General features: G+C 45.3%; 21 protein-coding genes. 16 read left to right on the top strand and 5 right to left on the bottom strand.

Annotated elements, in window-relative coordinates; all coding sequences use genetic code 11:
* Positions 1 to 809: 809 nt before the first annotated feature.
* Positions 810 to 3,941 (bottom strand): ATP-binding protein, encoded by a 3,132-nt coding sequence (locus RIH33_RS20645; protein WP_406652007.1) that lies wholly within the window; start codon positions 3,939 to 3,941, stop codon positions 810 to 812.
* A 434-nt stretch (positions 3,942 to 4,375) separates the two neighbouring features.
* On the opposite strand from RIH33_RS20645, the gene RIH33_RS20640 reads away from it, so the two are divergent.
* The 4 genes from RIH33_RS20640 to RIH33_RS20625 all read left to right on the top strand — a co-directional run bounded on the left by RIH33_RS20640 (position 4,376) and on the right by RIH33_RS20625 (position 7,233).
* On the top strand, positions 4,376 to 4,582 hold the full coding sequence (locus tag RIH33_RS20640) for a hypothetical protein (protein WP_395416798.1): 207 nt from the start codon (positions 4,376 to 4,378) through the stop codon (positions 4,580 to 4,582).
* Between the two features lie 193 nt (positions 4,583 to 4,775).
* On the top strand, positions 4,776 to 5,105 hold the full coding sequence (locus tag RIH33_RS20635; protein ID WP_406652006.1) for an ArsR/SmtB family transcription factor: 330 nt from the start codon (positions 4,776 to 4,778) through the stop codon (positions 5,103 to 5,105).
* Between the two features lie 433 nt (positions 5,106 to 5,538).
* Entirely contained in the window at positions 5,539 to 5,955 is a 417-nt protein-coding gene (locus RIH33_RS20630) for an ArsI/CadI family heavy metal resistance metalloenzyme (RefSeq protein ID WP_406652005.1), read from the top strand.
* Positions 5,956 to 6,168: 213 nt separating this feature from the next.
* Positions 6,169 to 7,233 (top strand): ArsO family NAD(P)H-dependent flavin-containing monooxygenase, encoded by a 1,065-nt coding sequence (locus RIH33_RS20625; RefSeq protein WP_406652004.1) that lies wholly within the window; start codon positions 6,169 to 6,171, stop codon positions 7,231 to 7,233.
* Here RIH33_RS20625 and RIH33_RS20620 read toward each other — a convergent pair whose 3' ends face one another.
* Positions 7,234 to 7,569, bottom strand: a complete 336-nt coding sequence (locus tag RIH33_RS20620; RefSeq protein ID WP_406652003.1) for a TraR/DksA family transcriptional regulator — start codon at positions 7,567 to 7,569, stop codon at positions 7,234 to 7,236. It abuts the gene before it with no gap.
* 127 nt (positions 7,570 to 7,696) lie between these two features.
* On the opposite strand from RIH33_RS20620, the gene RIH33_RS20615 reads away from it, so the two are divergent.
* From RIH33_RS20615 to RIH33_RS20605, 3 genes are all read left to right on the top strand, one after another.
* A complete protein-coding gene (locus RIH33_RS20615; RefSeq protein WP_406652001.1) occupies positions 7,697 to 8,683 on the top strand; it encodes an AAA family ATPase in 987 nt (328 codons plus the stop codon).
* A 213-nt stretch (positions 8,684 to 8,896) separates the two neighbouring features.
* Positions 8,897 to 10,438 carry a hypothetical protein gene (locus RIH33_RS20610; RefSeq protein ID WP_406652000.1) on the top strand — a complete coding sequence of 514 codons (1,542 nt, stop codon included), beginning with the start codon at positions 8,897 to 8,899 and terminating at the stop codon, positions 10,436 to 10,438.
* 284 nt (positions 10,439 to 10,722) lie between these two features.
* Positions 10,723 to 13,569, top strand: coding sequence for a TonB-dependent receptor domain-containing protein (locus RIH33_RS20605; protein ID WP_406651999.1), 2,847 nt, complete (start codon positions 10,723 to 10,725; stop codon positions 13,567 to 13,569).
* Between the two features lie 73 nt (positions 13,570 to 13,642).
* On the opposite strand, the gene RIH33_RS20600 is transcribed toward RIH33_RS20605, so the two are convergent.
* Positions 13,643 to 14,230, bottom strand: a complete 588-nt coding sequence (locus RIH33_RS20600; protein ID WP_406651998.1) for a hypothetical protein — start codon at positions 14,228 to 14,230, stop codon at positions 13,643 to 13,645.
* A gap of 36 nt (positions 14,231 to 14,266) precedes the next feature.
* On the opposite strand from RIH33_RS20600, the gene RIH33_RS20595 reads away from it, so the two are divergent.
* The 5 genes from RIH33_RS20595 (at position 14,267) to RIH33_RS20575 (ending at position 20,687) form a co-directional block, all read left to right on the top strand.
* Positions 14,267 to 15,166: a TIGR01777 family oxidoreductase gene (locus RIH33_RS20595; RefSeq protein ID WP_406651996.1), complete on the top strand. Its 900-nt coding sequence runs from the start codon at positions 14,267 to 14,269 to the stop codon at positions 15,164 to 15,166.
* A 57-nt stretch (positions 15,167 to 15,223) separates the two neighbouring features.
* Positions 15,224 to 15,958 carry a TIGR00730 family Rossman fold protein gene (locus RIH33_RS20590; protein WP_406651995.1) on the top strand — a complete coding sequence of 245 codons (735 nt, stop codon included), beginning with the start codon at positions 15,224 to 15,226 and terminating at the stop codon, positions 15,956 to 15,958.
* Between the two features lie 17 nt (positions 15,959 to 15,975).
* A complete protein-coding gene (gene uvrA / locus RIH33_RS20585; protein ID WP_406651994.1) occupies positions 15,976 to 18,834 on the top strand; it encodes an excinuclease ABC subunit UvrA in 2,859 nt (952 codons plus the stop codon).
* Between the two features lie 108 nt (positions 18,835 to 18,942).
* Positions 18,943 to 19,968: a sensor histidine kinase gene (locus RIH33_RS20580; RefSeq protein ID WP_406651993.1), complete on the top strand. Its 1,026-nt coding sequence runs from the start codon at positions 18,943 to 18,945 to the stop codon at positions 19,966 to 19,968.
* Entirely contained in the window at positions 19,965 to 20,687 is a 723-nt protein-coding gene (locus RIH33_RS20575; protein ID WP_406651991.1) for a LytR/AlgR family response regulator transcription factor, read from the top strand. Before RIH33_RS20580 ends, RIH33_RS20575 begins: the two co-directional genes overlap by 4 nt.
* On the opposite strand, the gene RIH33_RS20570 is transcribed toward RIH33_RS20575, so the two are convergent.
* Positions 20,684 to 21,049 carry a hypothetical protein gene (locus RIH33_RS20570; protein ID WP_406651989.1) on the bottom strand — a complete coding sequence of 122 codons (366 nt, stop codon included), beginning with the start codon at positions 21,047 to 21,049 and terminating at the stop codon, positions 20,684 to 20,686. The genes RIH33_RS20575 and RIH33_RS20570 overlap by 4 nt on opposite strands.
* Positions 21,050 to 21,082: 33 nt before the next feature.
* A complete protein-coding gene (hemW, locus tag RIH33_RS20565; RefSeq protein WP_406651988.1) occupies positions 21,083 to 22,213 on the bottom strand; it encodes a radical SAM family heme chaperone HemW in 1,131 nt (376 codons plus the stop codon).
* 50 nt (positions 22,214 to 22,263) lie between these two features.
* Here hemW and RIH33_RS20560 point away from each other — a divergent pair, with 50 nt between their 5' ends.
* Genes RIH33_RS20560 through RIH33_RS20545 form a run of 4 tightly spaced genes read left to right on the top strand, consistent with a single transcriptional unit; the run spans position 22,264 to position 26,823 of the window.
* Positions 22,264 to 23,913, top strand: a complete 1,650-nt coding sequence (locus RIH33_RS20560; protein ID WP_406651987.1) for a hypothetical protein — start codon at positions 22,264 to 22,266, stop codon at positions 23,911 to 23,913.
* A gap of 54 nt (positions 23,914 to 23,967) precedes the next feature.
* Positions 23,968 to 24,996 carry a DUF4271 domain-containing protein gene (locus RIH33_RS20555; RefSeq protein ID WP_406651986.1) on the top strand — a complete coding sequence of 343 codons (1,029 nt, stop codon included), beginning with the start codon at positions 23,968 to 23,970 and terminating at the stop codon, positions 24,994 to 24,996.
* A 29-nt stretch (positions 24,997 to 25,025) separates the two neighbouring features.
* Positions 25,026 to 25,811 carry a uroporphyrinogen-III synthase gene (locus RIH33_RS20550; protein ID WP_406651985.1) on the top strand — a complete coding sequence of 262 codons (786 nt, stop codon included), beginning with the start codon at positions 25,026 to 25,028 and terminating at the stop codon, positions 25,809 to 25,811.
* A 58-nt stretch (positions 25,812 to 25,869) separates the two neighbouring features.
* Positions 25,870 to 26,823 carry a PorP/SprF family type IX secretion system membrane protein gene (locus RIH33_RS20545; RefSeq protein WP_406651983.1) on the top strand — a complete coding sequence of 318 codons (954 nt, stop codon included), beginning with the start codon at positions 25,870 to 25,872 and terminating at the stop codon, positions 26,821 to 26,823.
* The last annotated feature ends 9 nt before the right edge of the window (positions 26,824 to 26,832 follow it).

Here is a 26,832-nt window from a genome sequence, read left to right as displayed (position 1 = left end):
CCGGGTACAAATGAGCGATTCGAATTATGGATCGCTTTTTTTGTTTAAGAAGAATATAGGAGCATGACCTTTAAGGTCGTGTGGGTTCAAGCGGGGCGCGTAGCCTCCCGCTCCGGGTACAAATGAGCGATTCGAATTATGGATCGCTTTTTTTGTTTAAGAAGAATATAGGAGCATGACCTTTAAGGTCGTGTGGGTTCAAGCGGGGCGCGTAGCCTCCCGCTCCGGGTACAAATGAGCGATTCGAAGTATGGATCGCTTTTTTTGTTTAAGAAGAATATAGGAGCATGACCTTTAAGGGATCAAGCAATAAAGTTGTGGGGAGATTGTATAAAAGGTTGATAGTGATCCGCAATCTGACATCTCATATGACTCAATCCAACCGATTGGCTGCTAACCCTTCATTTTCTTTGCTTGCCCCGGGCCGCGTAGGCAAAGAAAACAGCTGGTTAAACGACAGAAGGCACCAACCTAGCCGGTCGCACGCAAAAAATCATTTTGACTCATCGTTTTTGGCCTTTTTTAAAACTTTCTGGAGTCAAAATGATTCACACTTGTCCCGGCCGGGCAAGGCTTGGATGCCCCACCCACCTTTGCGTCCTAACGTTTCTTAATTCACAGTGGATTAATTCGGTTTTTCAGAATATAACTATATAGTAATACCCCACACGAATGTTGCTTGATCCCCTTTAAGGTCGTGTGGGTTCAAGCGGGGCACGTAGCCTCCCGCTCCGGGTACAACTGAGCGATTCGAAGTATGTATGGATCGCTTTTTTTGTTTATTTACTAAGAGACAATTTTTTGTGCGTTTACAATTCTAGTTCCGGATGGGCGGTCTGGTTTACCGGGAGAAAAATTTTCACCTTGGTTCCCTTTCCCGGTTTAGAGTCCAGTTTGATACTTCCATGGTGTTCCTGAACAATTGATTTTACAATGGCGAGTCCAAGACCGGGGTTGGTGTCTTTGGTGGTGAAAAAAGGTTCAAAGACCTGTTCGTGTAAATCCTGTGGAATACCTACTCCATCGTCGAGAATTTCGAGCCCGATTCTCTTATCGTCTTTTCTGTAATACCTGATGGTGATTTCACCTTCATGCTCTATGGCTTGCACGGCATTCATCAGGAGATTGACCAGGAGTTGATTGATTTTGGCTGGATAGCACTCTATAGGGGGGATATTGCCGAACATCTTATTGATGGTGATTCGAAATCCGATCTGATTATTAAGTAAAGTCAGTGAGGTGTCTACTTCCTTTTGTAAATCTGTGAAAGAGTAAAAATTTTGAGAGTCTGCGGTAAAGGAGCTCAAACTCTTCACTATGTCGGTGCTTTTAGAGGCGCCGTTGAGAATGGATTGGGCCAGCTGATTACTATCATCCATAAGCATTTGATACTCCTCCAGTAGTGATGGTTCACTTTCTTTGGCATGAAGCTGTAGCTGAAGGTGCCTGAGCTCCTCAAGATTTTTCATGATGCACTCGGCCCCCCCACGTATGTAGTTGAGCGGGTTGTTAAGCTCATGGGCAATGCCGGCTGTTAGGTGACCCATTGAGGCAAGTTTTTCGGATTGAATCAGCTGGCCCTGGGCAGATTTCAGCTCTTTGATGGTTTTCATCAGTCTACTGTTTTGATTCTTGAGCTCCCGGGTTTTTTCTCGCACCCGCGCCTGCAAAAGCTCATTTCTGGACTTGAGTGCTCGACTTCTGAGTCTGGCCAAAAATAGAATGAGCAGGATCACAAGAATAGTCACTCCTACCCTGAACCAGCTATTGTCGTAGAATGCAGACCTGACGGTCAGTGGAGGGCTGGATGCGGTCGGACTCCAATCCCCATTTCCTATTCTCGCCTGCACCATAAATTGATAGTTTCCTGGTTTGAGGTTGGAGTATAGGATGGTATGTTGGTTGTAAAAGGGAATAAGCTGCCAATCGTCCTCCAGTCCATCCAGCTTTACCCGATAGTTAATGTGCTCTTCGTCATAGAAAGAAACAGAGCGATATTGAAAGCGAATATTGTTCTCCGAATGGCTGAGACTCTGGGATGAGGGGAGGTCACCATTTACATTGGCACCAAGGTATTCTATTTTGGGTACGGGGAGTACCGGAATTTCTCTGGGGTCATATATGGATGCTCCTTCATCTGTCCCTACCAGGATTTTGCCGTTTTGGGCAAGTAAGAAAGCATTTCTATTGATTTCATTTCCGGCAAGTCCGTTTGATTTGGAAAGATGATAAGTCTCTTGCAGGCTCATCAGGTAGATGCCCTTGCCGGTACCTACCCAGAGTCTCCCCTCTTGATCCGTCAAAAAGGAATATACCGGTGAATCAAAATGATCAAAATTTGGAGACCGCACAATCTGATTGCCCTCCAACAGCCTGATGCCATTGGCTGTACCAAGCAGGAAGTGTCCGTCATATTCTATACCTGTATATATGTTGTTATCGTTGAGGTTTTCAGATTGAATAAATTCCCCAGAGGCCAGATTGTCTACACCCATTTGTGTCAATAGCAGTTGTCTCTGGTTGTCAAAAGCCATCTTCCTGATGACGCCATAAGCATCTTTTCTTGAAGTGGTTATCTGGCTCCATTGATTCCTCTCTTTTTTATAGATTGTGTTTTGACATGAAGCATAGAGCTTTCCCTGATATACCTGAAGGTCAAGAACACGGGTGTTAGGGTTTCCCTGAATAAGGTCAAAATCAAATTGACCGTTCTTAAACCTTACCACCCCGGCTGTATTACCGGCCATGTATATGGCTCCATTAAATGACACAATATCCATGACCCGGGCATGAATAAACTTTCTGGGGAAAGGATACTTTTCCACTTCACCTGTTGTCCGAACGATATTAAGACCCAGATTTGACCCAAAGTATAGATCCCCATTTTGATCTTCCAGCATGGCACTTACTTCGTTTTCCAGCAGGAAGTGGCTGTTATAATTCCAGATGTTCTGATTGTTCACCTTAAAGGCGCCACGAAGCGTGCCTACCCATAATGAGCCTTCATGATCAATCAGTGCGTTCATACAGACATAGTCCAGATCAAAATACTCCGTGATTACGGCCCTTCTTTCATGACTATGAAGGTCATACTGATAGAGTGGGGAGTTGGAACTATAGTAAACTTTGCCTCTATGCTGTACCAGGTTACTTACCATTCCCACATCAGGATAGCCGATGAGTTCGTCTTTAAAAAGAAATGCAATCTCTGTTGAGCCGCGTGATAACGTTCCCAACCAATCTTTACCCAATAAGTAAAAGGCATCATGTTCAATACTATAATCCAGGTCCTGGACATCTTGATTTGCAACCAGGGTGGTCAAAGTTCCATCCAGATAGAGGTGAAGGCCTTTGTTGGAGGCTATCATGACGGAATCGCCGAGGGTCTTGATTGTGTTAATCTTATAGGTTTCAGGATCTGTCTCGCTGAGGGTCTGTTGACTCCATTGGTTTCCGGAATAGGTATAGAGTTTGTTCAGAATGCCAATTGTCAGCTTGTTGCCATGTTTAGAGAGGCGGTGGCCCATATTGTAACGGGAATGAAGCGGTAAATTTGCGATTTCAGGAGGCAGCGTCAGAGAAGACCAATGATCATTCTCATACCTGGAAAAGGAAAGTTTGTTTCCGTTGAACCCCAGCACATAGACAGAACTATCCGCCAGTCCTTCCATGCAGACTTTACCGATTATTGGTAATACTCCCAGTGAATCCGGGAAGCTTTGCCAGCCTATTCCGTCATAGGTACTGATGCCATCTTGGGTAGCAAACCAGATTTCGCCATTTGGAAGTTGCTCCATCTCGGTGATGCGGTTGGAAACCATACCATCCAGATTTTTATAAACACAAGCGGAGAAATACTGGCCAGTAACCATATGGCATCCTACCCAGTAGCAAAGTAAAAAAAGAGATTCACGTAATGGGGGCACTCTTGACCAGATCATGTAGAGGTTTGGAAGTTTTTTTGAAGTTGCTCAAAAATGGCAGAATAGAAATTTAGTCCGAAAAGCAGAGAAATCTTTCAAAATTAAAAAAATAATCACCGCAGATCAGGACTCAAAAGTTATGGAGAGATGAGTGACCAATCAACACCTCCTCGATGATCGCAGTTGTGATCTTTGACACCAAATAAAAGATTTATTTGTAGGGGAAAAGAGCCTTTTTGGGCAGAGGATATTTGGCTGAAACCAATAAAGTGAGAATAAAATCGTTGTCATTTTGACATTTTAGCCAGAGAATATGAAAATAAATAGCGAATTAAAGGCTCTAAAATGGCCAAAAACGAAGGTTTTTGAAAATGGCAGGATTTTATAGCTCTTTGGCAGGATCGCAAAGGCAAGAAGTCTCATATTAGCTGGACAAAATTCGGAAGAAGCTCATGAAACATTTAATCTGGTATAGCTCGAAAACGGAAAATTACAACCACGGATCTTCTATTGACTTGAAGATTAGCGAATCGCTCATGGGAGAGAAAATGGAAGTGTTGTATGAGATGGAGGAGTCAGAAGAGCGATTGGTGAGGAAGATTGTGTCCCAGCTGAACAATGCAAGACTGGAGAAAGCACGTAGTTATCAAGTAGCCTAAAAGAGATTTTATTAAAATATTTAAAGTAAGTCCGTTTGCAATAGCAGCGGTCTTGTCTATAGCTGGTTGGGGCCCCAAGGAATTCATTCTTTGGGGTTTTTTTGTGTTCAGTGATTAAACACTTTCATGTACTTATCTAAAATTTTCTCCGCGGATATACAACCTTCTAACCGCTCTATCGTAATATTGCGATATGGGAGTAACGAAAACAGATCTATTTACCAGGGAGCAGAACGAACTGGCAACCGTGGCCAAGGTGATTGGCCATCCGGCGCGGATCGCCATCCTTCAGCATGTATTGAGATCTAATCAGTGCATCAACAGTGATCTGGTCAAAGAGCTCGGTTTGGCGCAGGCGACTATTTCTCAACACCTGAAAGAGCTCAAATCACTGGGAATCATCAAGGGAACTGTGGAGGGAACGGCTATGTGCTATTGTGTGGATGGTGAGGTGTGGGAGAGAATCAGCAAGGAGTTTCAGAAGTTCTTCAGTATTTATGATGAAATGAAAGACTGCTGCTAGGCATTTTTTTAGGCAAAACCATCGTAATAAAGCGATATACAGATATGAATGTAACTGTCACTAATCTGAATAATAGTGTGGTTTTCTACCGGAACCTTTTCAATAGGATGCCGGACTCACTTTCATTTAATACTGCTCGGTTTATCTGGGAGGAGAAAGAGCTGATTCTAACCGAGAATGAAAGGGAATCCGGAAGAAAGAGATCTCACACAATAGAGGTGCCCTCAGGCGATCACCTTCGTGAGGTGTATGCCAGAATGAAGCGATATATTTCACAATATGCATGGCATTCACAATGTAAAATCCTTGAGGGACAATTCGCAGTATCGGATCCAGATGGACACCAATGGATAATCAGACAAGGGAAGGTTGATATTGACAGTTCCACTGCCGACTACTGCTTTCTTGAACAAACAACTAAATAAATACTTATATGAACAATCGAATCAAATTTCACATTGCTCTGAACGTATCTGAGATCGGAGCGACCGTAGATTTTTACAAGGGTCTTTTTAATGTGGAACCTGTCAAGCTAAAAGATGACTATGCTAAATTTGAGTTGGATGAGCCAGGACTTGTGATCTCATTTATTCAGGCGCCGGATAAGGTGGCCAGTCATTTCGGGCATCTCGGTTTAAGAGTTGCCGATGAGGCACAGCTGGCGAAACGCAAGGAGGAAGTGGAGAAAAAACTTCAGATAGCCCTGGAAGAGACCAACACCAACTGCTGCTACGCTCAGCAAGATAAGTTTTGGGTGAACGACCCGGATGGCTATGAGTGGGAAGTATACCACTTTAAGAAAGATGTAGAGAAAAATGACCAAAGACCACAGGCAGCTGCTTGCTGTTGATTTTGAACAATCATAAGGGTATATCCCGCTTTTGTCACTGCTTTTAATCTGCGTGGTGTGAAGGTGATTAGAGAAGCAGGATTTCAAATAGAAAACCCTGGCGGGGAGAACCCTCGCTATTTCAATGACTTTTGAAGCGGGTGGCCATGTCATCCCTGCTTTTTTGAAATGCTCTTATATGATGCAATTAGCAGCAGACCTAACGGAAGATAAATGAGGGAAACGCAGGAGGTTACCAAAGTGTATGACGTGATCATTATAGGCGGGGGACAGAGCGGCCTGGCTCTGGCTTATTATCTCCGGCGTACAAGGCTCAAGTATGTCATTCTGGACGCTGAGGTATCACCGGGTGGTTCCTGGCAGAACTATTGGTCCTCCATTACTTTGTTCTCTCCGGCCCAATGGAGCTCTCTGCCTGGTACGCTAATGCCTGGGGGCACCGAACATTATCCGGGCAAGGAAGAGGTCACGGATTACCTGGCTTCTTATGAAAAGCGCTATGAAATAAAAGTAGAGAGGCCAGTAATTGTAACGGATATCCGCTGGCATGAGGATGTTTTTACTTTGCAAACCTCAGCGGGGAGTTATCAGTCCGCTGTAGTGGTTGGGGCCACGGGCTCCTTTAAAAACCCCTTTATCCCTGAGATTCCAGGCAGAGCGGCTTTTCTGGGTAAAATGATCCACTCAGCGGACTACCGCGATCCATCCGTCTTCAGCAATCAAAGAGTAGGAATTATTGGAGAAGGGAACAGTGGGGCACAGATTCTTTCGGAGGTTTCCAGAGTGGCAGACACATTTTGGATTACGAAAGATCCTCCGGATTTTTTGCCAGATCATGTGGACGGACGATACCTTTTTGATGCGGCTTCTCAGCTTTTTGAAGCCAAAAAAAACGGACGTGAGTACATTCCCCCTTCCCTGGGTCATATCGTCATGGTACCTTCTGTTAAAGATGCACGATCGAGGAACGTGCTTCACCACTATCCTTCGGTAGTCAGATTTACAGCCAGTGGAGCAGTGCTGGAGGATTATCGGGAGTTACCGCTTGATGCCGTTATTTTCTGCACGGGATTTCGGCCTGCACTTGGGATTTTTCAAAACCTGCCAGTAACCTTTCGTCATGATAAAATACCCACGAGCGGTACCCGATCAAAAGAGCTTCCGGGTCTGTGGATGCTGGGATATGGCAGCTGGACCGGTTTTGCCTCTGCCACAGTGGTAGGTGTGGGCCGCTCCGCCAAAGCTACCAGTATTGAGATTGAGGAATTTCTGAAATGATTATTTCCCGGCACAATGGATGCAACGGGTACTCTCAGGCATGAAAAGCAGGCGTTTCGGATTAATCTCATTGCCACATCTGCTACACTTCCCAAATTTCTCCGTGTCGATCAGATCCAGCCACCGCCGGAGCGCCTCCAGCTTTTGTTCCGATGCCCGAAGGTTGGCCTCATCAATGGTTTTGTTATTGATATAATCCATTCTGCTAAGCCGACCCACGGCATTGTCCAGACCCATGGGTTTGGTGGCCACAATGAGATCACTTACACGTTTTTCCAGCTCTACTATTTTCTCCTCTATGGCTGCCCGAATTTCTTTTTTTTCGTTAATGTCCATGAATCGTCGATTTTAACGTTTTTTTCGAAACTTCCAAGATAAAACAACCGTCCAAGTAAAGGGCATTTTCAGTTTGAAGAAAGCCGCTTATTTTTGCACACCAAAAGAAAATTTGAATATCATACATATGGAGCAAGTAGATCTGGAACTCAAGAAGGAACACCAGGAAAAAATCAAGCAGGTAATCAGCGAGGTTGGTAAGGTGGTAGTTGGTCAGGAGTACATGGTCAACAGGTTATTGATCGGTTTGTTTACGCAGGGTCACATACTGCTGGAGGGGGTGCCGGGACTGGCCAAGACCCTCACTGTGAATACCCTGTCGGATGTTTTGAAGCTTGACTTTAAACGTATCCAGTTTACACCGGACTTGCTACCGGCGGACCTGATCGGTACCATGATCTACAATCAGCAGAAAGCGGATTTTGAAGTGAAGAAGGGTCCGATATTTTCTAATCTGATCCTTGCGGATGAGGTTAACCGTGCACCTGCCAAGGTACAGTCAGCGTTGCTGGAGGCCATGCAGGAAAAAACGGTGTCTATAGGCGAGACTACTTTCAAACTGGACAGGCCTTTCCTGGTGCTGGCTACACAAAACCCGGTAGATCAGGAAGGAACGTATCCACTTCCTGAGGCGCAGGTGGATCGTTTCATGTTAAAAGTGCATGTAGACTATCCTTCGAAAGAGGAAGAACTGGAGGTAATGCGCCGGATGGCCAATATGACCTTTAAGTCGGAGGTGAATTCTATTTTATCAAAAGAAGACATATTCTCCATCAGAGAAGAGATCAATCAGGTGGCGCTCTCTGAGTCACTTGAGCGATATATCATAGAGCTGGTATTTGCCACCAGAAACCCGAAAGACTACAAGCTGGATCAGGAAGCACAATACATTCAGTTCGGCGCATCGCCACGTGCTTCCATTAACCTGAATCTTGCGGCTAAGGCTGTGGCCTTTTTTGATGAACGTGATTACGTGTTGCCGGAAGATATCAAAGCTGTGGCGGATGACGTGATGAACCATAGAATTTTGCTTAATTATGAAGCTGAAGCCGATGGAGTGACAACACATGAAATCATCCGACAGATCCTAAATAAGGTTCAAATCACTAAATAGTGTCTCTGAAGGGTTTAATTGATGATTTTGATGATTTTACCCGAAAACCCTTCACAATGACGTAACAAACATAATGACCAGTTAAAACTGGTCATTTTTGTTTAATGATATCGTAACAAGTCGACCGACACCAGTTAACATTAGACCGACACCTTTGCAGTCATATTAGTTAGGAATCTAATTATTCGAAACTCAAATAAAAAGGTGTTAATTATGAAAAAATTATTGGCTATAGCATTCATGCTATCTGGATTGATGTTCATCACGTCTTGTACAGAAGATTCTGTAGACCCGGACAATGGGGTAACTATTTCAGGTCTTACTGCTGCCGTGTCTATTGAAAATCTTGGAACATACGGTCCTGTGACTGTTACTTTCGAAGGGGCTGACGGTCTTGCCTCAGTATCTCTTACTAAAGATGGCGCTGCTTACGGTGATACTACCTTCACAGGAGCGCCTACTACTGCTTCATTGGAATTTGGCTATACAGCTACTGAAGAGGATGAAGACGCAAACATTGTTTTCGTATTCACAGCAACAGATGCTGACGGTGACACAGAGTCTTCTACAGTGGTGATCTCTGTCGGAGAGGCAGTACCTCCGAGAGAAACGATCGTACTTTCTGGTATCATCGATGAGGACATGACGTTGACGCCTGAAGGATTCTACGAGCTTGCTGGTAGAGTAATCGTAACTGGCGGAGCTACTCTTACCATCGAGCCTGGCACGATCATCAAAGGTCGTTTGGGAGAAGGTAGTAATGCTTCTGTTTTGATGATTGCCAGAGATGGAATGATCGAGGCAGAGGGTACAGCAGAGAAGCCTATTATCTTCACTTCTGTGAATGACAACATTGCACTTGGAGCTTTGACTGGTACTAACCTTACGGCTTCAGACAATCAACTTTGGGGTGGTGTGGTAATTCTTGGAAATGCACCGATCTCTGTAGAGGCCGGTACTTCAGGTCAGATAGAAGGTGTACCTGCCAGCGAGCCTTTGGGACAGTACGGTGGAGACAATGCTTCACATAGCTCAGGGACCTTTAAGTATGTGTCTCTTCGACATGGAGGTACTACAATCGATCCGGTAGCTGGAAACGATATCAACGGCCTTACGCTTGGTGGTGTTGGCTCTGGAACTGTAATCTCTGACATTGAGATCTTTGCCAACTATGATGACGGAATCGAGTTCTTTGGTGGTTCTGTAAGCGTATCAAACGTGTTAGTTTACACAGTAGGTGACGATGCCCTGGATGTGGATCAGGCATACTCTGGTACCATTGACAACTTCATGGTGTTTACAAGTACTGCTGCTTCCTCTGATGAGGGACTTGAAATAGACGGACCGGAAGGTTCTGAAAATGCATCGGGTAAATTCACCATCAAGAACGGAACAATTACTTCTGTAGACGGTGGTGGAAGTGGTGCTGATTTCAAATCAAAAGCACAGGGTACTGTAACGAATGTAAAATGGGCAAATTTCACAGGCGGTTCTACTGTGAAAATCAGAGCGAGCTTCAACGCGGACTGCACAGTAAAAACTGACGCCATGTCTCACCTTGCTGCTGGTGACCTGAGCTTTACAACGGTTGAGTTTGCTGCCATCAAAGTTTATTCTGATCAGGATTGTGCCACAGAATTGGCTGCCGCTCAGGCTTCAGCTGAGGCTAGTGTAACCATCGGTACTGCCACTGGTGTATCTGATGCCACAGTGTTTAGTGGCTGGACTGCTGCTGCTCAGGGAGGACTCCTTTAAGGGATATTTTCAGAGGAAATATATAGATAACATTGATTTAAAGGGGAGGCTTCATTCTGGTGGGGCCTCCTTTTTTGCTAAAAGCAGTGAGATAAGGTAGATTTCCTTAGAGTACATCGATTCATTACCTTTTGTGAAAAGCACCCAGAAAGGCAATTATGTTACTCTGATGTTAACACCATTTTAATACAAGGCTTCAAAAGTTAAATTTTTCATAATTATTTATTGCCCCCACCCCACTCTTTATCAATCTAATTTTGCACAAAATTTTATTTGGATTGATAATGAAGTATTTCATTCTTACTGCACTTTTATTTGGTCTTTTGATCGGCCAGGCGCATGCCCAAAAAGGTTTCCTGAGGGGTACTGTTTTTGATGGCGAAACCGGAGAGCCTCTGATTGGCGCGGTAGTATTTAGACAAGGAACCACAGATGGTACCGTCACTGATTTCAACGGCAACTATTCATTGCCCCTGGAAGCTGGTACGCATACCATTGTTTACCAGTTTGTATCTTTCAGAACCACCACGGTGGAAAACCTGGAAATTGTCACTGAAAAAGTAAATACCCTTGATGTGACCCTGCAATCAAATGTAGAGGAGCTTGCAGAGGTGGTAGTTACTGCACAGGTCATCAAGAACTCTGAGTCGGCACTGCTATCTGTACAAAAGAAATCGGCCAACGTACTGGATGGAATTTCTGCTCAGACCTTTAGAAAAATAGGTGATAGTAACCTCTCAGGTGCTATGAAGCGTGTGACGGGTGTATCCGTTCAGGGAGGAAAGTACGTATATGTTCGGGGGTTGGGTGACAGATATACCCGTACCACATTGAATGGTATGAGTATCCCGGGGCTTGATCCTGAGCGAAATGATGTGCAGATAGACCTTTTTCCTACGAATGTGCTGGAGAATGTAATGGTGTATAAGACCTTTTCGCCGGAACTAGCTGGGGATTTTGCAGGGGGTACTGTGAATGTGGAGACCAAAAGTTTCCCGGAAGAGAAAACGACCAGATTGGCTGTTGGTTTGGGGTATAATTCCAAAATGAACCTGATCAACAACTTTACTTCATACGAAGGAAGTAAAACTGATTTTCTTGGATATGATGATGGAGCACGTAAAATTCCATTGGATCCGCAGACGGACATCCCAAGACCTACTTCACCTGAGCCAGCCAATGCCGGTGAGTTGTTGGAGTCTTATACACGGAGCTTCAACCCTACCATGGCGGCTAAAAACCAGTCCAACTTTCTGAACTCCTCCCTTTCTTTCAACCACGGCAATCAACTGGACCTACCCGGGGTGAAGTTTGGCTATGGGGTGGTACTTAACTACCAGAATCAGTATGACTACTATGACAACACTGTAGTGAGTTCATATTTCAAAGACAACAACAAGGATGTCAATGCACTGGATGCTCAATTTGTTAAAAATGGAGAACTGGGAAGGCAGAATGTCCTTTGGAGTGGATTGGTGACCAGTGCAGTTAAATTTAACAAGCATGAGCTGGGCCTCACCTTTTTGAAAACCCAGAATGGAATTAAAACAGCTACTAACCGTGTGTCTCAGGATTTTGAAGAGACCAGTCAGACGGCTTATGAAAACATTCTTACTTATACACAGCGTTCACTGACCAGCCCTACCATCTACGGTAAGCATAACCTGAACAAATGGACACTTCAGTGGTCCAATTCAGTGACGCTTGCGAGGGTTTATGACCCGGACTTCAGGCAAGTCCTCATTGCTGAGGTACCGCAGTATCAGGGTGGAGAGCAAGTAGGTGTACAGTACTTTATCAGTGGTGGACAGGGAGGTAGTGCTGGCAGGTTCTGGAGAGACCTTAACGAAACGAATGAAAACTTCAGATTGGATGCTACCTATGCGCTCAATGAGAAAGTGAAATTGAAAATGGGAGGTGCTGGATTGTACAAGTGGAGAACGTTTGACACGTTTGCTTACAACTTCTCTACCAACCAGCCGGTGGAAAACGATGCAGATTGGATTCTTCAGCCAGAAAACATCTGGACACCCGATTCAAGACAGGGAATTTACGTAAGTGGAAACTATGAAGCGGCCAATAATTACGAGGCCCGATCAAGTGTGAATGCCGCTTATGTTATGTCGGATGCATTTGTAACTCCGAAACTCAGAGCCATCTTCGGAGTGAGGGCAGAGCAGGCTCAGATGTACTATACAGGCCAGGACAACCTTGGATCTACAGTTTACGATGATGAGCAGACACTGGATCAGCTGAACCTGTTACCATCATTGAACATGGTTTACAGCCTGAAGGAAAATGTAAACATCAGAGGTTCTTACGGCCGCACATTGGCACGCCCCTCATTCAGAGAGAAGTCTATCGCTCAGATTTTGGATCCGGTATCCGGTGTTACCTTCTCAGGAAATATTGATCTGGAACAAACCAACATTGACAACTTTGATTTGAGATGGGAGAACTTCTTCGGCCGTGAAGAAATGGTTTCTGTATCGGCATTTTATAAGAAATTCAACGGCCACATTGAGCAGACTCGTTTCGAGTTGGAACCGAGAGAGGTCACATGGCAAAATATCGGAGGTAGCTATGTCTATGGTTTGGAGCTGGAGTTCAGAAAGAAGCTTCCAGTAGAAGGACTGATGTTGGGGTCTAATCTCTCATGGGCACAGTCGCATGTGGACATGACTCAGATCATCGTGAGCCGGGATGAAATCAATAATACGGTGACCACTGAATACGAGTCCAGAAAACTGCAGGCCAGAACAGACGAAACTGTGGAGAAAGACAGAGTGATGGCCGGTCAGGCACCATATCTGATCAACGCTTTTGTTAATTACTCAGACATGAATGGAATCAACAACCTGAGTCTTTCTTACAACGTGCAGGGCGAAAGTTTGTCGGTAGTAGGTGTGGGTCAGGTACCTGATGTATATGTGAAGCCTTTTCACAGCCTCAACCTTAATGTAACCAGGCAGATAGGTGAGCAAAAGAATGGCCAGTTGCGATTCACCATTGACAATATTTTGGGAGACTCAAAGGAGCAGGTTTGGAAGAACCATGAGTCCGGTGACGAGCTTTTTTCAAGGTTCGACGAAGGCCGTACTTTCACCCTCAGGTATCAGTATTCTTTTTAGTAGATCGAAAATTTCGAATTATCTTCATATTGATTGGAAGAAGCCTCACTTGTGGGGCTTTTTTTGTTTTAACTCAATAGGCCTGATAGATAATTTTAAGCTGATTTTTGATAGCCTCTATTTGTTTTTGGTAACCGGTAAGTTCAGCGAGTGCTTTCTCTTTTCCATTGCCATCTGATTTGCTGACTTTCTTACTTGCGCTTGCGGCTTTCTTTTCAGCCTTTTCCAGGGTTTCTCCTAGTTCATCGATATAATAGGTCTTTTTAAAATCCTGAAGGATGGTCTTTATCTGGGCATTGTAAGCAGCTACTTTTGTCACAGGCACATGTTCCTGATCCAGTGCTACAAAAAACTTGCAGCCCGTCTTGCTGCTCAGGGTTTTTGAAAGCAGGGTAATGTCCACATTGCCTGAGTTGACCTCACTGGGGATGGTTACCTTATAGTACCCCCTCATGTTCAACGGTCTGCCGAATTCCCGGCTGTACCTCCACCAACCCCGCTCCACCTCCCTGGCCGGAAAGTCAAAACTGGTGCTGATCCCATCCCTGGCTTTGCCATCAATGGTGAGCTTGTCTGCCCTGATTTCGGCGGAGAAATCCTGAGATGTACCACGATAGCTCAGAAAAAAAACGAAAAAGATCAGGAGGATTCTTTCAGTCATAAGTTTATTAAATTCATGCAACTCTAAAGGCGCGTTATGGCAAAGATATTAATCACAGGCGGAAGTGGACTGGTAGGAACTCATCTTAGCAAAATGCTGAAAAATGCCGGGAATGAGGTCACGCACCTTAGTCGCTCCCCGGACCCGTCCGGGGACTACCCCACCTTTACGTGGAATCTCCGTGCACGGTTTATCGATGAGGAGGCGTTTAGTGGAGTTGACCACATCATCCACCTGGCAGGAGCAGGTGTAGCCGATAAAAGATGGACAAAGGATCGGAAAAAGGTCATCTTGGAAAGTCGGACTGCGGGAATCAGGCTCCTGCATGAGTATGTCATTCGCCTTGGAATCCGGCTCAAATCCTTCATATCGGCCAGCGCCATTGGGTATTATGGTTCAGACACTGGTACTGAGGTGGTCACGGAGGCATCCCCCCCGGGCGATGATTTTCTGGCCCGGGTGGTACAGGCCTGGGAGGCCGAGGCAGACATTTTCAGGGAGATCACCACCGTGAGTAAAGTCCGCGTAGGTGTAGTATTGAGCGAAAAAGGCGGAGCCATGGTGGAGATCCTCAAACCGATCAAATATTTCTTAGGGGCACCTTTGGGGTCTGGTCAGCAAATAATGAGTTGGATTCATATCGATGATTTATGCAGGATTTTTCAGTTTGTAATGGAAAAAGAACTTTCAGGAACCTACAACGCCACCGCCCCAAATGCCGTAACAAATGAGGCACTCACCAGATTACTGGCGAAAACCGTAAACAAACCCTTATTTTTGCCGAATGTTCCAGCCGTAATGATGAAGCTGTTGCTAGGAGAGATGTCCCAGATTGTACTGGGGGGAAGCAATGTTTCAGCTGCAAAGATTCAAAAGCAGGGATTTAAATTTTCATTTACCCAAATTGACCATGCCGTTAAGGATTTGCTCGAATAAGTTGAATAACGAATAAATCATTTATCTTCAACGGCTCTTTTTACTAACCCCATTTTTATGACAGAGAAAGAAAACGAAGTGTCCAAGGAACAGGAAGAAAAAATTCTTGAGGCCTTTAAGGACAGAGATTGGAATGAAATTAAGAGCTCAGACTCATGGGCTATTTTTAAAATCATGTCCGAATTTGTAGACGGTTTTGAGAAGTTGGCCAAAATCGGCCCCTGCGTTTCAGTGTTTGGTTCAGCCCGAACGAAGGACGATGACAAATACTATAAAATGGCTGAGGAGATAGCTGCCAAACTGGTGAGGCATGGCTACGGTGTGATCACGGGTGGTGGTCCGGGTATCATGGAAGCTGGAAATAAGGGCGCTCACAAGCAAGGAGGTAAGTCTGTAGGACTGAACATCGACTTACCTTTTGAGCAGTTCAACAACGTTTATATCGATCGTGATAAGCTGATCAATTTTGACTACTTCTTTGTGCGCAAAGTGATGTTTGTGAAGTACTCTCAGGGATTTATCGTAATGCCCGGAGGATTTGGTACACTGGATGAGCTTTTTGAGGCCCTTACACTTATTCAAACCAAGAAAATCGGTCGATTCCCGATTGTCCTGGTAGGAAGAGAATACTGGGGTGGTTTGTTCGATTGGATCAAAAACGTGCTGCTAACAGAAGCCAATAACATCAATGAAGTGGATTTGGAACTTTTCAGTATCGTAGATACCGCCACTGAAGCCGTTCATGTGATTGATGAGTTCTACAACAAATACCTACTGAGCCCGAACTTCTAAAATACCAGTCATTTAAAATGAGCATATCCGAGATGGAAATAGAGCAGATGGTGGATAGCCAGGAGGAGACCCAGCAGTATATAGAAATATATGGCGCACGGGAACACAACCTGAAGGACGTGAACCTAAACATCCCGAGAAACAAGCTCGTGGTGATCACGGGCATCAGTGGCAGTGGTAAATCCTCTTTGGCTTTTGATACCATCTATGCAGAAGGACAGCGGCGATACATGGAGAGTTTTTCGGCTTATGCTCGTTCTTTTATTGGTAACATGGAGCGGCCGGATGTGGACAAGATCAATGGACTCAGTCCGGTCATTTCCATAGAACAGAAGACCACATCAAGAAACCCCCGGTCAACAGTCGGTACAGTCACGGAAGTTTATGATTTTCTAAGGCTTCTTTTTGCCCGTGCTGGGGTGGCTTACTCCCATGTCACCGGCAAAAAGATGATCAAACAAACGGAAGATCAGATTGTGGATCATTTACTGAAGACCTACGATGGCCAGAAATTGATCATCCTGGCGCCGGTGGTAAAGGGCCGTAAGGGACATTACCGGGAACTCTTTGTCCAGATTCGTAAAATGGGCTTTACCAAGGTACGGGTAAATGGAGAGATTCAGGAGCTGGTGGCCAAAATGCAGGTAGATCGTTACAAAACCCATGACATTGAAATCGTGGTAGATCGGGTGATTGTACAAGGCAAAGACGAGAAGCGCATTCGCCAGTCAGTACAGGCAGCTTTCAAACAATCGGATGGTATACTGATGGTGCAGGATCAGGAAAACAACGTGGCTGACTTTTCCAAATACCTGATGGATCCAGAGTCTGGCATTTCTTATGATGAGCCCGCCCCCAACACATTTTCATTCAATTCTCCTTATGGGGCCTGCCCTACTTGTCATGGCCTGGGACTTATAGAAGAGATTTCGAAGGATTCTGTCATTCCAGACCCTACCCTTTCCATAAGTCGCGGGGGCATAGCTCCGCTGGGAGAGTACCGCGACATCTGGATTTTCAAAAAAGTAGAGGCCATCCTCAAAAGGAACAAAGTCAATCTGACTACCCCGATCAAAGACATCCCTGAGAAAACACTGGAGGTACTGCTTTATGGAGATGATATTCCTGTGGCCGTAGGGTCCGTGAAATATCCCGGCACCGACTGGCATACTAAGTTTGAAGGGATCATTAAGTTTTTAGAAAAACAAAGAGAGACTGGCAGCGACAAGATCCGCCAGTGGGTAGAAGACTTTACCGACATTGCTACTTGTCCCGCGTGTAGTGGATACCGATTGAAAAAGGAGTCGCTGCACTTCAAAATACATGATAAGCACATAGGTGAGCTGGCCGAAATGAATATCAACCGACTTTCGGATTGGTTTGAGGGCATTGAGACGAAGTTGGATGACCGGCAGAACATCATTGCTGCAGAGATTCTCAAAGAGCTGCGAAAGCGTATAGGGTTTCTGTTGGATGTAGGTTTGGACTACCTCAGCCTGAACCGATCACTGAAAACCCTCTCAGGCGGTGAAGCTCAAAGGATCCGTCTCGCTACTCAGATAGGCACTCAGCTCGTCAACGTACTGTACATTCTGGATGAGCCAAGTATTGGTTTGCATCAGCGGGACAATGTAAAATTGATTCAGGCACTAAAGGACCTGCGTGATCTGGGCAATACTGTCATCGTGGTGGAGCACGACAAGGACATGATGTTGGCATCAGACTTTGTAGTAGATATCGGGCCAGGTGCCGGGAGACACGGAGGCCACATTATGGCGGCCCAGCCACCGACTGATTTCATTCAAAATAAAAGCCTGACAGCTGACTACCTCAATGGCAACCTGAAGATTGAAATCCCGACAGAGCGCAGAAAGGGAAACGGTAATTTCCTCGAACTCAAAGGAGCTACCGGCCACAACCTCAAAAATGTAGATTTAAAATTGCCTCTGGGCACGATGATCTGCGTGACGGGGGTTTCGGGCAGCGGAAAATCTTCCTTGATCCATGAAACCCTGTATCCGATCCTGAGAAAGCACTTTTATAAATCCCGGACCGAGCCGCTCCCTCATCAGTCATTGAAAGGACTGGAGAAGCTGGATAAGGTGATAGAAGTAGACCAGTCTCCTATTGGTCGGACTCCCCGTTCCAATCCGGCAACTTACACAGGGGTGTTTACGGACATACGTTCTCTTTTTTCCGAATTGCCCGAGTCTAAAATTCGTGGGTACAAGCCGGGGAGATTTTCCTTCAATGTGAAAGGTGGTCGGTGCGAAACCTGTCAGGGTGGTGGTATGCGAGTGATTGAGATGGATTTCTTGCCAGATGTGCACGTGCTATGCGAAACCTGCAAAGGCAAACGCTACAACAGGGAAACCCTGGAGGTTAGATTCAAGGGGAAGTCCATCTCTGACATACTCGATATGACGGTGGAGGCTGCGGTGGATTTCTTTGAGCACCAGCCTAAAATCCTGAAGAAAATCGAGACCCTCCATGAGGTAGGTCTGGGCTATGTGTCTTTGGGACAGCATGCCACCACGTTGTCTGGAGGTGAAGCCCAGCGGGTGAAACTCGCCACGGAGCTTTCCAAAAGGGATACCGGAAATACTTTTTATATTCTGGACGAGCCCACCACCGGGCTGCATTTTCAGGATATACAGCACTTACTGGAGGTTTTGCAGAAGTTGGTTGGCAAAGGTAATACGGTACTGATCATTGAGCACAACATGGATGTGATCAAGGTGTCTGATTACCTGGTGGACCTGGGACCTGAAGGTGGTGAAAAGGGAGGCCAAATAGTCGGAAGTGGGACACCCGAAGACCTGGCCAAAAACGAGAAGAGCCACACTGGGAAATTCCTGAAAGAGGAGCTGGTGTAGTTGCTGGTTGTAAAAAACCTGATCTTTCGGGAGCCTGAGCGGTATTTTTTTGTTTCTTTTGGTGAATCTAAACCTGGAGATGATGGGGCTCCATTTCTTTAATAGCGAATGAATAAGCGGAGGATTTACTGGATGTGTCAGATCGGAGGGTGGTCGTTTTACGGTTTCCTCCAGATTTTCCTGTATGCGACCGTTCAGCAGCTGGACATGACTCAGATTGTGGGTGAGGTAGTACAGGTGCTTTTTTACATTTTTTCTACTCATCTGCTGCGCTACATTGTCATTCATTTCGGCTGGCTCAATGATCACTGGGTGAAGCTGATCCCGAGACTCCTGTCAGTCATTCTGGTGCTTAGCCTGATGAACTACAGCCTGTTATTGACCTACTCACTTTTAAGCGGAGAGCTCACCGGGCGTGATTTTTTACCTTTCACCATTCTGCTCAATGTGTTCGGGCCTATGATCATTTATTTCATTTGGGCCATGATCTACTTCACCTTCCACTATTTTGAGCGGTACAACAAAGGACTGAAGTATGAGGCAGCAGCCAAGGAGATAGAGCTGAGAAACCTGAGGTCACAGCTCAACCCGCACTTTATTTTTAACGCGCTCAACAGTATACGCGCTCTGGTAGATGAGAATCCGGCCAAATCTAAAAATGCCATCACGCAGCTTTCGAATATTTTGAGAAATTCCCTGACGGTGGATCGTCAGCGGCTGGTTACCTTCTCTGAGGAAATGGAAATGGTGAGAGATTACCTGGCACTGGAAACCATTCGTTATGAGGAGCGTTTAAGAATAGAATTTAACATAGACCCCAAATCTACCGAATACCTCATCCCCCCACTCATGGTTCAAACACTCGTGGAAAATGGCATCAAACACGGTATTTCTACATTGAAGAACGGAGGAAAGGTGGAAATTTTTTCCAGAGTGGATAATGAAAATTTGTTTATTCAGATCAGAAACACCGGGCAATACAGTAACGGTGAGCCGAGGAAGAAGTCAGGGTTTGGGATCAATAACACAAGGAAAAGGCTGGAACTGATCTATGGTGATCAGGCCTCCTTCAGAATACTTAATGAGACCAAAAAAATAGTTTTAACGGAGATAGTATTACCAAGGTCCTTATGAAGACACTCATTGTAGATGACGAGAGATTGGCCCGGAAGGAGCTGATGAGCCTGCTGGAACCACATAAGAAAATTGAGGTAGTGGGTGAGGCAACGGATGCGGACGATGCCATTGAGAAGATCAATGAACTCAACCCCGATCTTATTTTTCTGGACATCCAAATGCCCGGCAAGTCTGGCTTTGACCTGCTGGAATCTCTGGATCACGTGCCTCGGGTGATTTTTACCACAGCTTATGACGAGTTTGCCTTGAAGGCTTTTGAGGTAAATGCACTTGATTATTTATTGAAACCTGTACAGCCCGAGCGGTTGGAGGAGGCCATTGCCAAGCTACAGGTAGAATCCGACCGGGACACCACTGCTGCTGATGCGGAGAAGAGAAGTCTGGGGAAGGAAGATCAGGTTTTTGTGAAGGATGGAGATAAGTGCTGGTTTGTGAAACTGGCCGATGTGCGCCTGTTTGAGTCAGATGGTAATTATATCAAAGTATATTTCGGTGGGAACAAACCCATGATTCACAAATCACTGAATGCTTTGGATGAAAGACTGGATGACCGCACCTTTTTTAGGGCCAGCCGCAAGCACATCATCAACCTGGGCTGGGTAGAGAATATAGATACCTGGTTTAATGGCGGTCTGCTGGTCCAGCTAAAAGGAGGTGAAAAAATAGAAGTGAGTCGCCGGCAAGCCGCGCGGTTCAAGGAGCGAATGAGCCTCTAGTTCTTGATGACTTTCAAAAATTCTTTTTCCACACCCCAGTCCTTGGACAACTTGATCATGGCGGTGGTTTCCATTTCTGTTACATAACCTTTCTGGTGATTGTCTTCCCAGACATCTTTTAAGTGCTTGAGCTTTTCAGCATTGCTGCTTTCCGCAAGGTTCTTAAAAAAGAAGTCCCTTGATCGCTCAAATGCAGACAAGTAATCCTCAGAAATAAAGTGATCTGCCCATGCCAACTCCTCTACGGCATCCAGTTCCCTGGCCGCAGCTTCCAGTATTAGCTTCTCATCATCATCCAGGCCATGGTAATGCAGGATGAGTGACTTGAGTAGCATGACCGCTTTTTTGATTTCTTTTTCCATAAGGGTGAATCCAAAGCTAAAAGTAGGGATAATCTACTCATCATAAAACAGTCGCCATGAGATTTCGTCTGCCAGCATAAAACCTTTGGACGTCAGTGCAAAGGTTTCTCCGTCCCACTTCACCAATTCTCTTTTCAGATAGTCCTGTATCTGACTTTCGTTATCACTTACAAAATCCCTGTTGAAACGTATCCGGAATTTTGACAAATTAATGCCCCTCTGTGTGCGCAGGTGGGTAAACAGATATTCGTTGATTTGATTGGTTGGCGTGAGCGGTTCAATGGTAAGAGGGAGCTGCCCCTTTTGCAAATGATTGAGGTATTTTGTGTTGTGGCTTACGTTGGATGATCGGGTGTTACCATCATAGGAATGGGCTCCGGGGCCAACACCCAGGTAAGTTTGATCATCCCAGTAGGAAGAGTTGTGGCGCGAGTGCCTTCCGGCTTTAGCAAAGTTTGACACCTCATAGTGTTCATAACCATGTCCTGTGAGGGTATCAATAGCCAGCTGGTATTGCTGCGCTGAAATCTCTTCCTTTACTTCTTTGAGCTGCCCTTTTTTGGCCCGGTTCCCAAAAACTGTTTTCTCTTCGATGGTGAGACCGTAAAGGGAAATATGTGATAAATCATAAATAAGAATTTTTTCGAGATCCCGCTGCCAATAGCTCATGTCTGAAGGAGGGATGGCATAGATCAGATCTGCGGAGACATTATCGAATCCGGCAGCCATGGCGGCGTTCAGGCATTGGTCAGCTTCGGCACTCGTATGCGCACGGTTGATAAATTTCAGGCGCTCATCATCAAAGGTTTGGATCCCAATACTCAGCCGATTGATTCCTAAAGCCCGCATGTTTTGTAGCTTGTCTCCAATGAGGTCATCAGGATTGGCCTCCAGGGTGAATTCAGCATTTTCACTGACCTCATAAGTGGTGTGGATGCATCTCAGTAGTTGGTCTAGCTCCGGAACAGACAGCAGGGATGGCGTGCCCCCACCAAAGTAAACAGAGGTAACAGAGGCACCGCGCAACTCTTCTTTCCTCAGGACGAGCTCCCTTTCAATGGCATCCACCATTTCAGATTTTTTGGAGGTGTTGGTGCTAAAGTGAAAGTCACAGTAATGGCATGCCTGCTTACAAAATGGGATATGGAGATAGATTCCTGCCAAGGTCTTTGAGTTATCTTGCAAAGGTATAGGCTATGGTTCAGCTCTTTTGTATGATACGTGTTTTATGCTTGGGGATGATTCTCCTGGGTGCTCATCTGTGTGCAGCGCAGCGGATGACTGTGTACCTGGATGGTCAGCCGACCAGCGAAGTGCCGGGTATGGATTCACTGGAGGTCTCCAGATTTGTCAACCTTTATTTGTTGAGGTTATGGAATCAGGGTTTTGTCTTCAGCGGACTCGATTCCGTATTTTCAGAGCGGATCTATTTTCACGCAGGTCCAAAGTACCGAAGTGAAATTGACCAGTTAGCGGTGTACGATGCAGAACGTGATACGTTTGAGCTATGGACTCCAAAAAAGCAGTCATTTCGAGCTTCGATACAAAAGCAACTGACTACCTACGCAGACAATGGTTATCCATTTGTGAGAATTACCTGGGATTCGGTTCGGGTGGAAGAGGATGTGGTGAAAGGGTTTTTGCGGGTTGTTCCAGGACCGGCGGTGGTTTATGATTCACTGGTGCTTCTGGGTGAGGTGCAGAAGGGCCGTACCTTTCTTCAGACAGCACTTAACGTGGAGGTTGGCAAGCCATTCAGTGAGCGCAGCTTTCAAAACCTACCTAAGCGCATAGCCAGATTGCAGTATTTGAAGATAAACGGATCTCCGGATGTGGCTTTTGAGCATGGTAAGGCCACTGTTTTTCTGGATTTGGATAAGCGAAAAAGCAGTTCTTTCGAAGGGGTGGTGGGACTGTTGCCAGGTCAGTCTGCTGCTAATGGGCTAATGGTTACCGGCTTTCTTGATTTGCAGTTGGCCAATCTTTTTCAATCCGGGAAGCGATTTTTGTTCACCTGGAATCGATTTGCAGATGAGTCTCAATCACTCGATTTGGGCTATTATCACCCTTTCTTTCTCAGCTCCAAACTGTTTTTAGATGTGGACTTTCATTTGTTAAAACAAGACACCACTTTTCTCACACAATCCTGGAATTTAATCAGTGGAGCAAACATTGGCCCTAAGTCTGAGATTTTTTTCGGATATGAGGAGGTCAATGGAACCCTGATCAGTCCTAATGAGTCTAACATCAGAGAGAATCTTGCGGATTTCAAATCCAGGCAGTATATGATTGGCCTTCGTGATGTACTCTATGGTCAGGAAATGGGGATGAAAAGCCCCTTCCGGTATCACGTGCGACTGGTATTGGGAGATAAGCGAATCTCCAAAAACCCGTCCATCGATCAGGAAGCTTATGATACACTGCACCGGCAGACGAGCATGGTGCAGGTATCTGCCGGAACCAAATATCTGTTGAGATTAAAAAAACAGACGGCATTATATCATCAGCTAGAGGGTCAGGTGCTGGTCAATGACCAGATTTTGACAAATGAGCTGGCGCGAATCGGGGGGTTAAAAAGCCTGCGTGGGTTCAATGAGAATTTCTTTTACGCCAGTAATTATGGGCTTAGCAGGCTGGAGCTGAGGCAATATTTCGAGGAATACTCTCATTTCATGCTTTTCTATGACCAACTGGTCATGGAGTATCACGGGGTGGTGAGTTATCCGCGCGGATTCGGGGCAGGATTATCTCTGGATACTTCCAATGGCTTGTTTACTTTTGCCCTGGCCATGGGGATGTCGCGGCAAATAAGAGCAGACCCGTCCAATATCAAGATCCACATAGGGTACACATCCAGATTTTAAATGAGAGCACTTTTCTTTGTTTTTTCCTTTTTCATCTCATTGAGCGTGTTCTCCATGGCTGATACGTTAGTGATGAGAGACCTGGCGGTGGCGTGGAGAACATTCGACACTGATGGTGTGGTTTCAGAGTATGTGAGGAGCAAAAATGAGATTGTTTTTTTTGAACTCCCTAAAGTTTCCCCCTCAGAGAGATTATTGATTGGCTCGGATGAACCAGTAGACATTTGGTTAAATGAGCATTTGGTAAAACACAATTTTTCTGGCAGCACCACCTACAGCCCTGATTCGCTGAGGACGGCACTAGGTTCCCCCGTCAGGGTTACAATTTATCAGAAAGGCGGCATTGGGAGCTACCTGGTAACACAGATTGCGGAAATACACTCCAACAAGGTGTCCGGGGATCCGCTGCATCCCCGATTGGAGGGATTTGCGGATGATGCTTATCTGATCATACTTACCATCCTGGTATTGTTCACAGGGGTCTATCGCAGGGTATTTCCTATTTCATTTAGTCATGCTTTCCAGACACCACTTACTTTTAAGATGAGAAGTCTTTCTGCAGAGGAGTCTTATATGAGTTTTGGTAGTATAGACAACCTTTTCACCGGGTTATATTTTAGTGGATTGGTATCAGCCTTCCTTTCTTATTCGGGAGTTTACCCAGTTCGGGAGGCACCTGTGACCCTCGCCAGCTCCTTATGGACATGGCTGGTCACTACCTTGTTGGTCTTCGCGTTTTTTCTCTTGAAGTATGGTTGGTCCCGGCTTCTGGGCTTTATTTTTGAATTCAAAGGACTGTCTAATATTCATTCCCAGGATTTTGTCAGTCTTTTTATCCTTGTGATGACCATGTGTCTGGGAATCTCAGCCATTGATTTCACATTGTTTGATTTTGGTTCTCAAACCCTGAAAAGTGGTACAATCCTATTACTGGTATTGGCCGTGATCTTTTATCAGCTCTGGATATATTTCAAGTTTGATAAATATCATTCGCATAGAAAACTAATGATAATTGTCTACCTTTGCACCACCGAATTCTTGCCCGGTTTTCTAATCATTTATTGGTTAGTCAAATTGCAATAGACAGATATACTTAATTGTATTTGATAGGAATGAGTGAAGAATTGTTAGTTACAGACAAAGAAAGGCTCAACAGGGTATCATCGATACTCGTTTCACAGCCTGAACCCACAGACCAAAATTCACCTTACCAGAAGCTCGCTGAAAAGTACGATCTCAAGATTGATTTCAGACAATTTATTGAGATTGATCCGGTAGATGCTAAGGAGTTTAGAAAGCAGAAGGTGAATATCCTCGACCATACGGCCGTGATTTTCACCAGCAGAAATGCGGTGGATCATTTTTTCAGGCTGGCGGCGGAAAACAAGGTGGAAATTCCTACTGACATGAAATACTTCTGTATTTCTGAGCAAACGGCAAACTACTTACAGAAGTACATTGTCATCAGAAAGCGCAAGATTTTCACAGGGGAGCGAACCGCTCAGGACCTGTTGGAGGTGATGAAAAAGCACAAAAAGGAGAAATTCATATTCCCCTGCTCAGATATCAGAAAGGACGACATTCCGGAGTTTATGGAAAAGAATGGTTACGACTTTTCAGAAGTGATTATTTACCGAACCGTGGCTAGTGATTTGTCCGATTTGTCTGATATCTTTTATGACATTATCGCATTTTTTAGCCCTTCGGGGATCAAATCTCTCTTCGATAATTTCCCGAATTTTGAGCAAAATAAAACAAGGATCGCAGCCTTTGGTCCTACCACGGCTAAGGCGGTTCGGGATGCTGGTTTGATTTTAGACATTCAGGCCCCACTGCCCAACGCACCTTCAATGACAGGAGCCCTGGAGCTTTACATAAAAAAAGCCAATAATCTTTAGCAAAGCCTCGAAATAGGGGTATTTTTGTTTGAAGCGTTATTAGTGTTAAAATACCTTTATGAAAAAGTGGTGGTTGCTAGGCATATTAGTACTCGGCTTTTTATTTGGCCGTGCCCAGAGTAATTTCTTCTTTGGCCACTATATGTTTAATCCCTCCTACCTAAATCCAGGATGGAGTGGCAGTGAGCAGCAGGCATTTGTGGCATTTCAGCACAGGAGCCAGTGGGTTGGTTATTCCAGTAGCTTCGATGGTTCTGGCGGAGCGCCTAACACCCAAATGTTAACCGGAATTGTCCCTATCAGGGACTTTGTCATTTCCTCTGTGGGCATTAATGTCTCCAATGACAACCTTGGTCCCCAGTCCAATTTTCAGGTGCAACTACCACTGACCTATACCCTTGATTTTAGAAAGGGTCAGGTTCACCTGGGTGTTGCACCCGGAGTTTTTTCCCAGACCCAAAAATTCAATCAACTTCGTCCCAACGAACCCGATCCTCTCATCCAGGGAGGGAGCGAGGTTCAGACAAAATTTAATCTGTCCGCAGGGTTATTCTATTCTTCAAATGATGGATGGTTTGTAGGGCTTGGTGCGGTGAACCTCATGCGACCCGGTTTTGATTTCGGCCAGGAGGGCTTGAGCAACAAGCAAGAACTTTCTTTAGCGCTGCACGGAGGATACTCTTTCAAGATCAATGATGATTTGAAGATATCGCCCACTGCGCTCATTCGCTCCAACCTTACCGGCGTTACTTTTGATCTTGGCGGAATCGTGACCCTGAGAGAGAAAATGTGGGGCGGCCTTTCTTACAGAAGGGACGAATCAGCCATTATTTATTTGGGATATGGTTTATTGGAAGACAATAGATTGAAGTTAGGGTACTCGTTCGATTTCGTTTTTCAAAACCAGGCGGCCAAGGCCCCGACATCCCATGAAATATTTGTCAGGTTTGATCTTCCTGACCTTGTTTTTGGAGGAAGGAAAACAGTAAAAACCCCTCGATTTACCTTTTAGAAAGTGTCG

Source organism: Marinoscillum sp., from assembly GCF_040222955.1.
Lineage (GTDB): Bacteria > Bacteroidota > Bacteroidia > Cytophagales > Cyclobacteriaceae > Marinoscillum.
Note: the sequence above shows the minus strand (reverse complement) of the source record. Positions and strands in the feature narration are given on the sequence as shown.

Bases quoted from the DNA above. Each gene is read 5' to 3' on its own strand.
- RIH33_RS20545 (WP_406651983.1), top strand. From the start codon at position 25,870: ATGAAAAAGTGGTGGTTGCTAGGCATATTAGTACTCGGCTTTTTATTT.
- RIH33_RS20610 (WP_406652000.1), top strand. From the start codon at position 8,897: ATGAAAAAATTATTGGCTATAGCATTCATGCTATCTGGATTGATGTTC.
- RIH33_RS20605 (WP_406651999.1), top strand. From the start codon at position 10,723: ATGAAGTATTTCATTCTTACTGCACTTTTATTTGGTCTTTTGATCGGC.
- RIH33_RS20640 (WP_395416798.1), top strand. From the start codon at position 4,376: ATGAAACATTTAATCTGGTATAGCTCGAAAACGGAAAATTACAACCAC.
- RIH33_RS20615 (WP_406652001.1), top strand. From the start codon at position 7,697: ATGGAGCAAGTAGATCTGGAACTCAAGAAGGAACACCAGGAAAAAATC.
- RIH33_RS20550 (WP_406651985.1), top strand. From the start codon at position 25,026: ATGAGTGAAGAATTGTTAGTTACAGACAAAGAAAGGCTCAACAGGGTA.
- RIH33_RS20575 (WP_406651991.1), top strand. From the start codon at position 19,965: ATGAAGACACTCATTGTAGATGACGAGAGATTGGCCCGGAAGGAGCTG.
- RIH33_RS20595 (WP_406651996.1), top strand. From the start codon at position 14,267: ATGGCAAAGATATTAATCACAGGCGGAAGTGGACTGGTAGGAACTCAT.
- RIH33_RS20645 (WP_406652007.1), bottom strand. From the start codon at position 3,941: ATGATCTGGTCAAGAGTGCCCCCATTACGTGAATCTCTTTTTTTACTT.
- RIH33_RS20625 (WP_406652004.1), top strand. From the start codon at position 6,169: ATGAGGGAAACGCAGGAGGTTACCAAAGTGTATGACGTGATCATTATA.
- RIH33_RS20560 (WP_406651987.1), top strand. From the start codon at position 22,264: ATGATACGTGTTTTATGCTTGGGGATGATTCTCCTGGGTGCTCATCTG.
- uvrA (WP_406651994.1), top strand. From the start codon at position 15,976: ATGAGCATATCCGAGATGGAAATAGAGCAGATGGTGGATAGCCAGGAG.
- RIH33_RS20570 (WP_406651989.1), bottom strand. From the start codon at position 21,049: ATGGAAAAAGAAATCAAAAAAGCGGTCATGCTACTCAAGTCACTCATC.
- RIH33_RS20630 (WP_406652005.1), top strand. From the start codon at position 5,539: ATGAACAATCGAATCAAATTTCACATTGCTCTGAACGTATCTGAGATC.
- RIH33_RS20620 (WP_406652003.1), bottom strand. From the start codon at position 7,569: ATGGACATTAACGAAAAAAAAGAAATTCGGGCAGCCATAGAGGAGAAA.
- RIH33_RS20635 (WP_406652006.1), top strand. From the start codon at position 4,776: ATGGGAGTAACGAAAACAGATCTATTTACCAGGGAGCAGAACGAACTG.
- RIH33_RS20580 (WP_406651993.1), top strand. From the start codon at position 18,943: ATGAATAAGCGGAGGATTTACTGGATGTGTCAGATCGGAGGGTGGTCG.
- RIH33_RS20600 (WP_406651998.1), bottom strand. From the start codon at position 14,230: ATGACTGAAAGAATCCTCCTGATCTTTTTCGTTTTTTTTCTGAGCTAT.
- RIH33_RS20590 (WP_406651995.1), top strand. From the start codon at position 15,224: ATGACAGAGAAAGAAAACGAAGTGTCCAAGGAACAGGAAGAAAAAATT.
- RIH33_RS20555 (WP_406651986.1), top strand. From the start codon at position 23,968: ATGGCTGATACGTTAGTGATGAGAGACCTGGCGGTGGCGTGGAGAACA.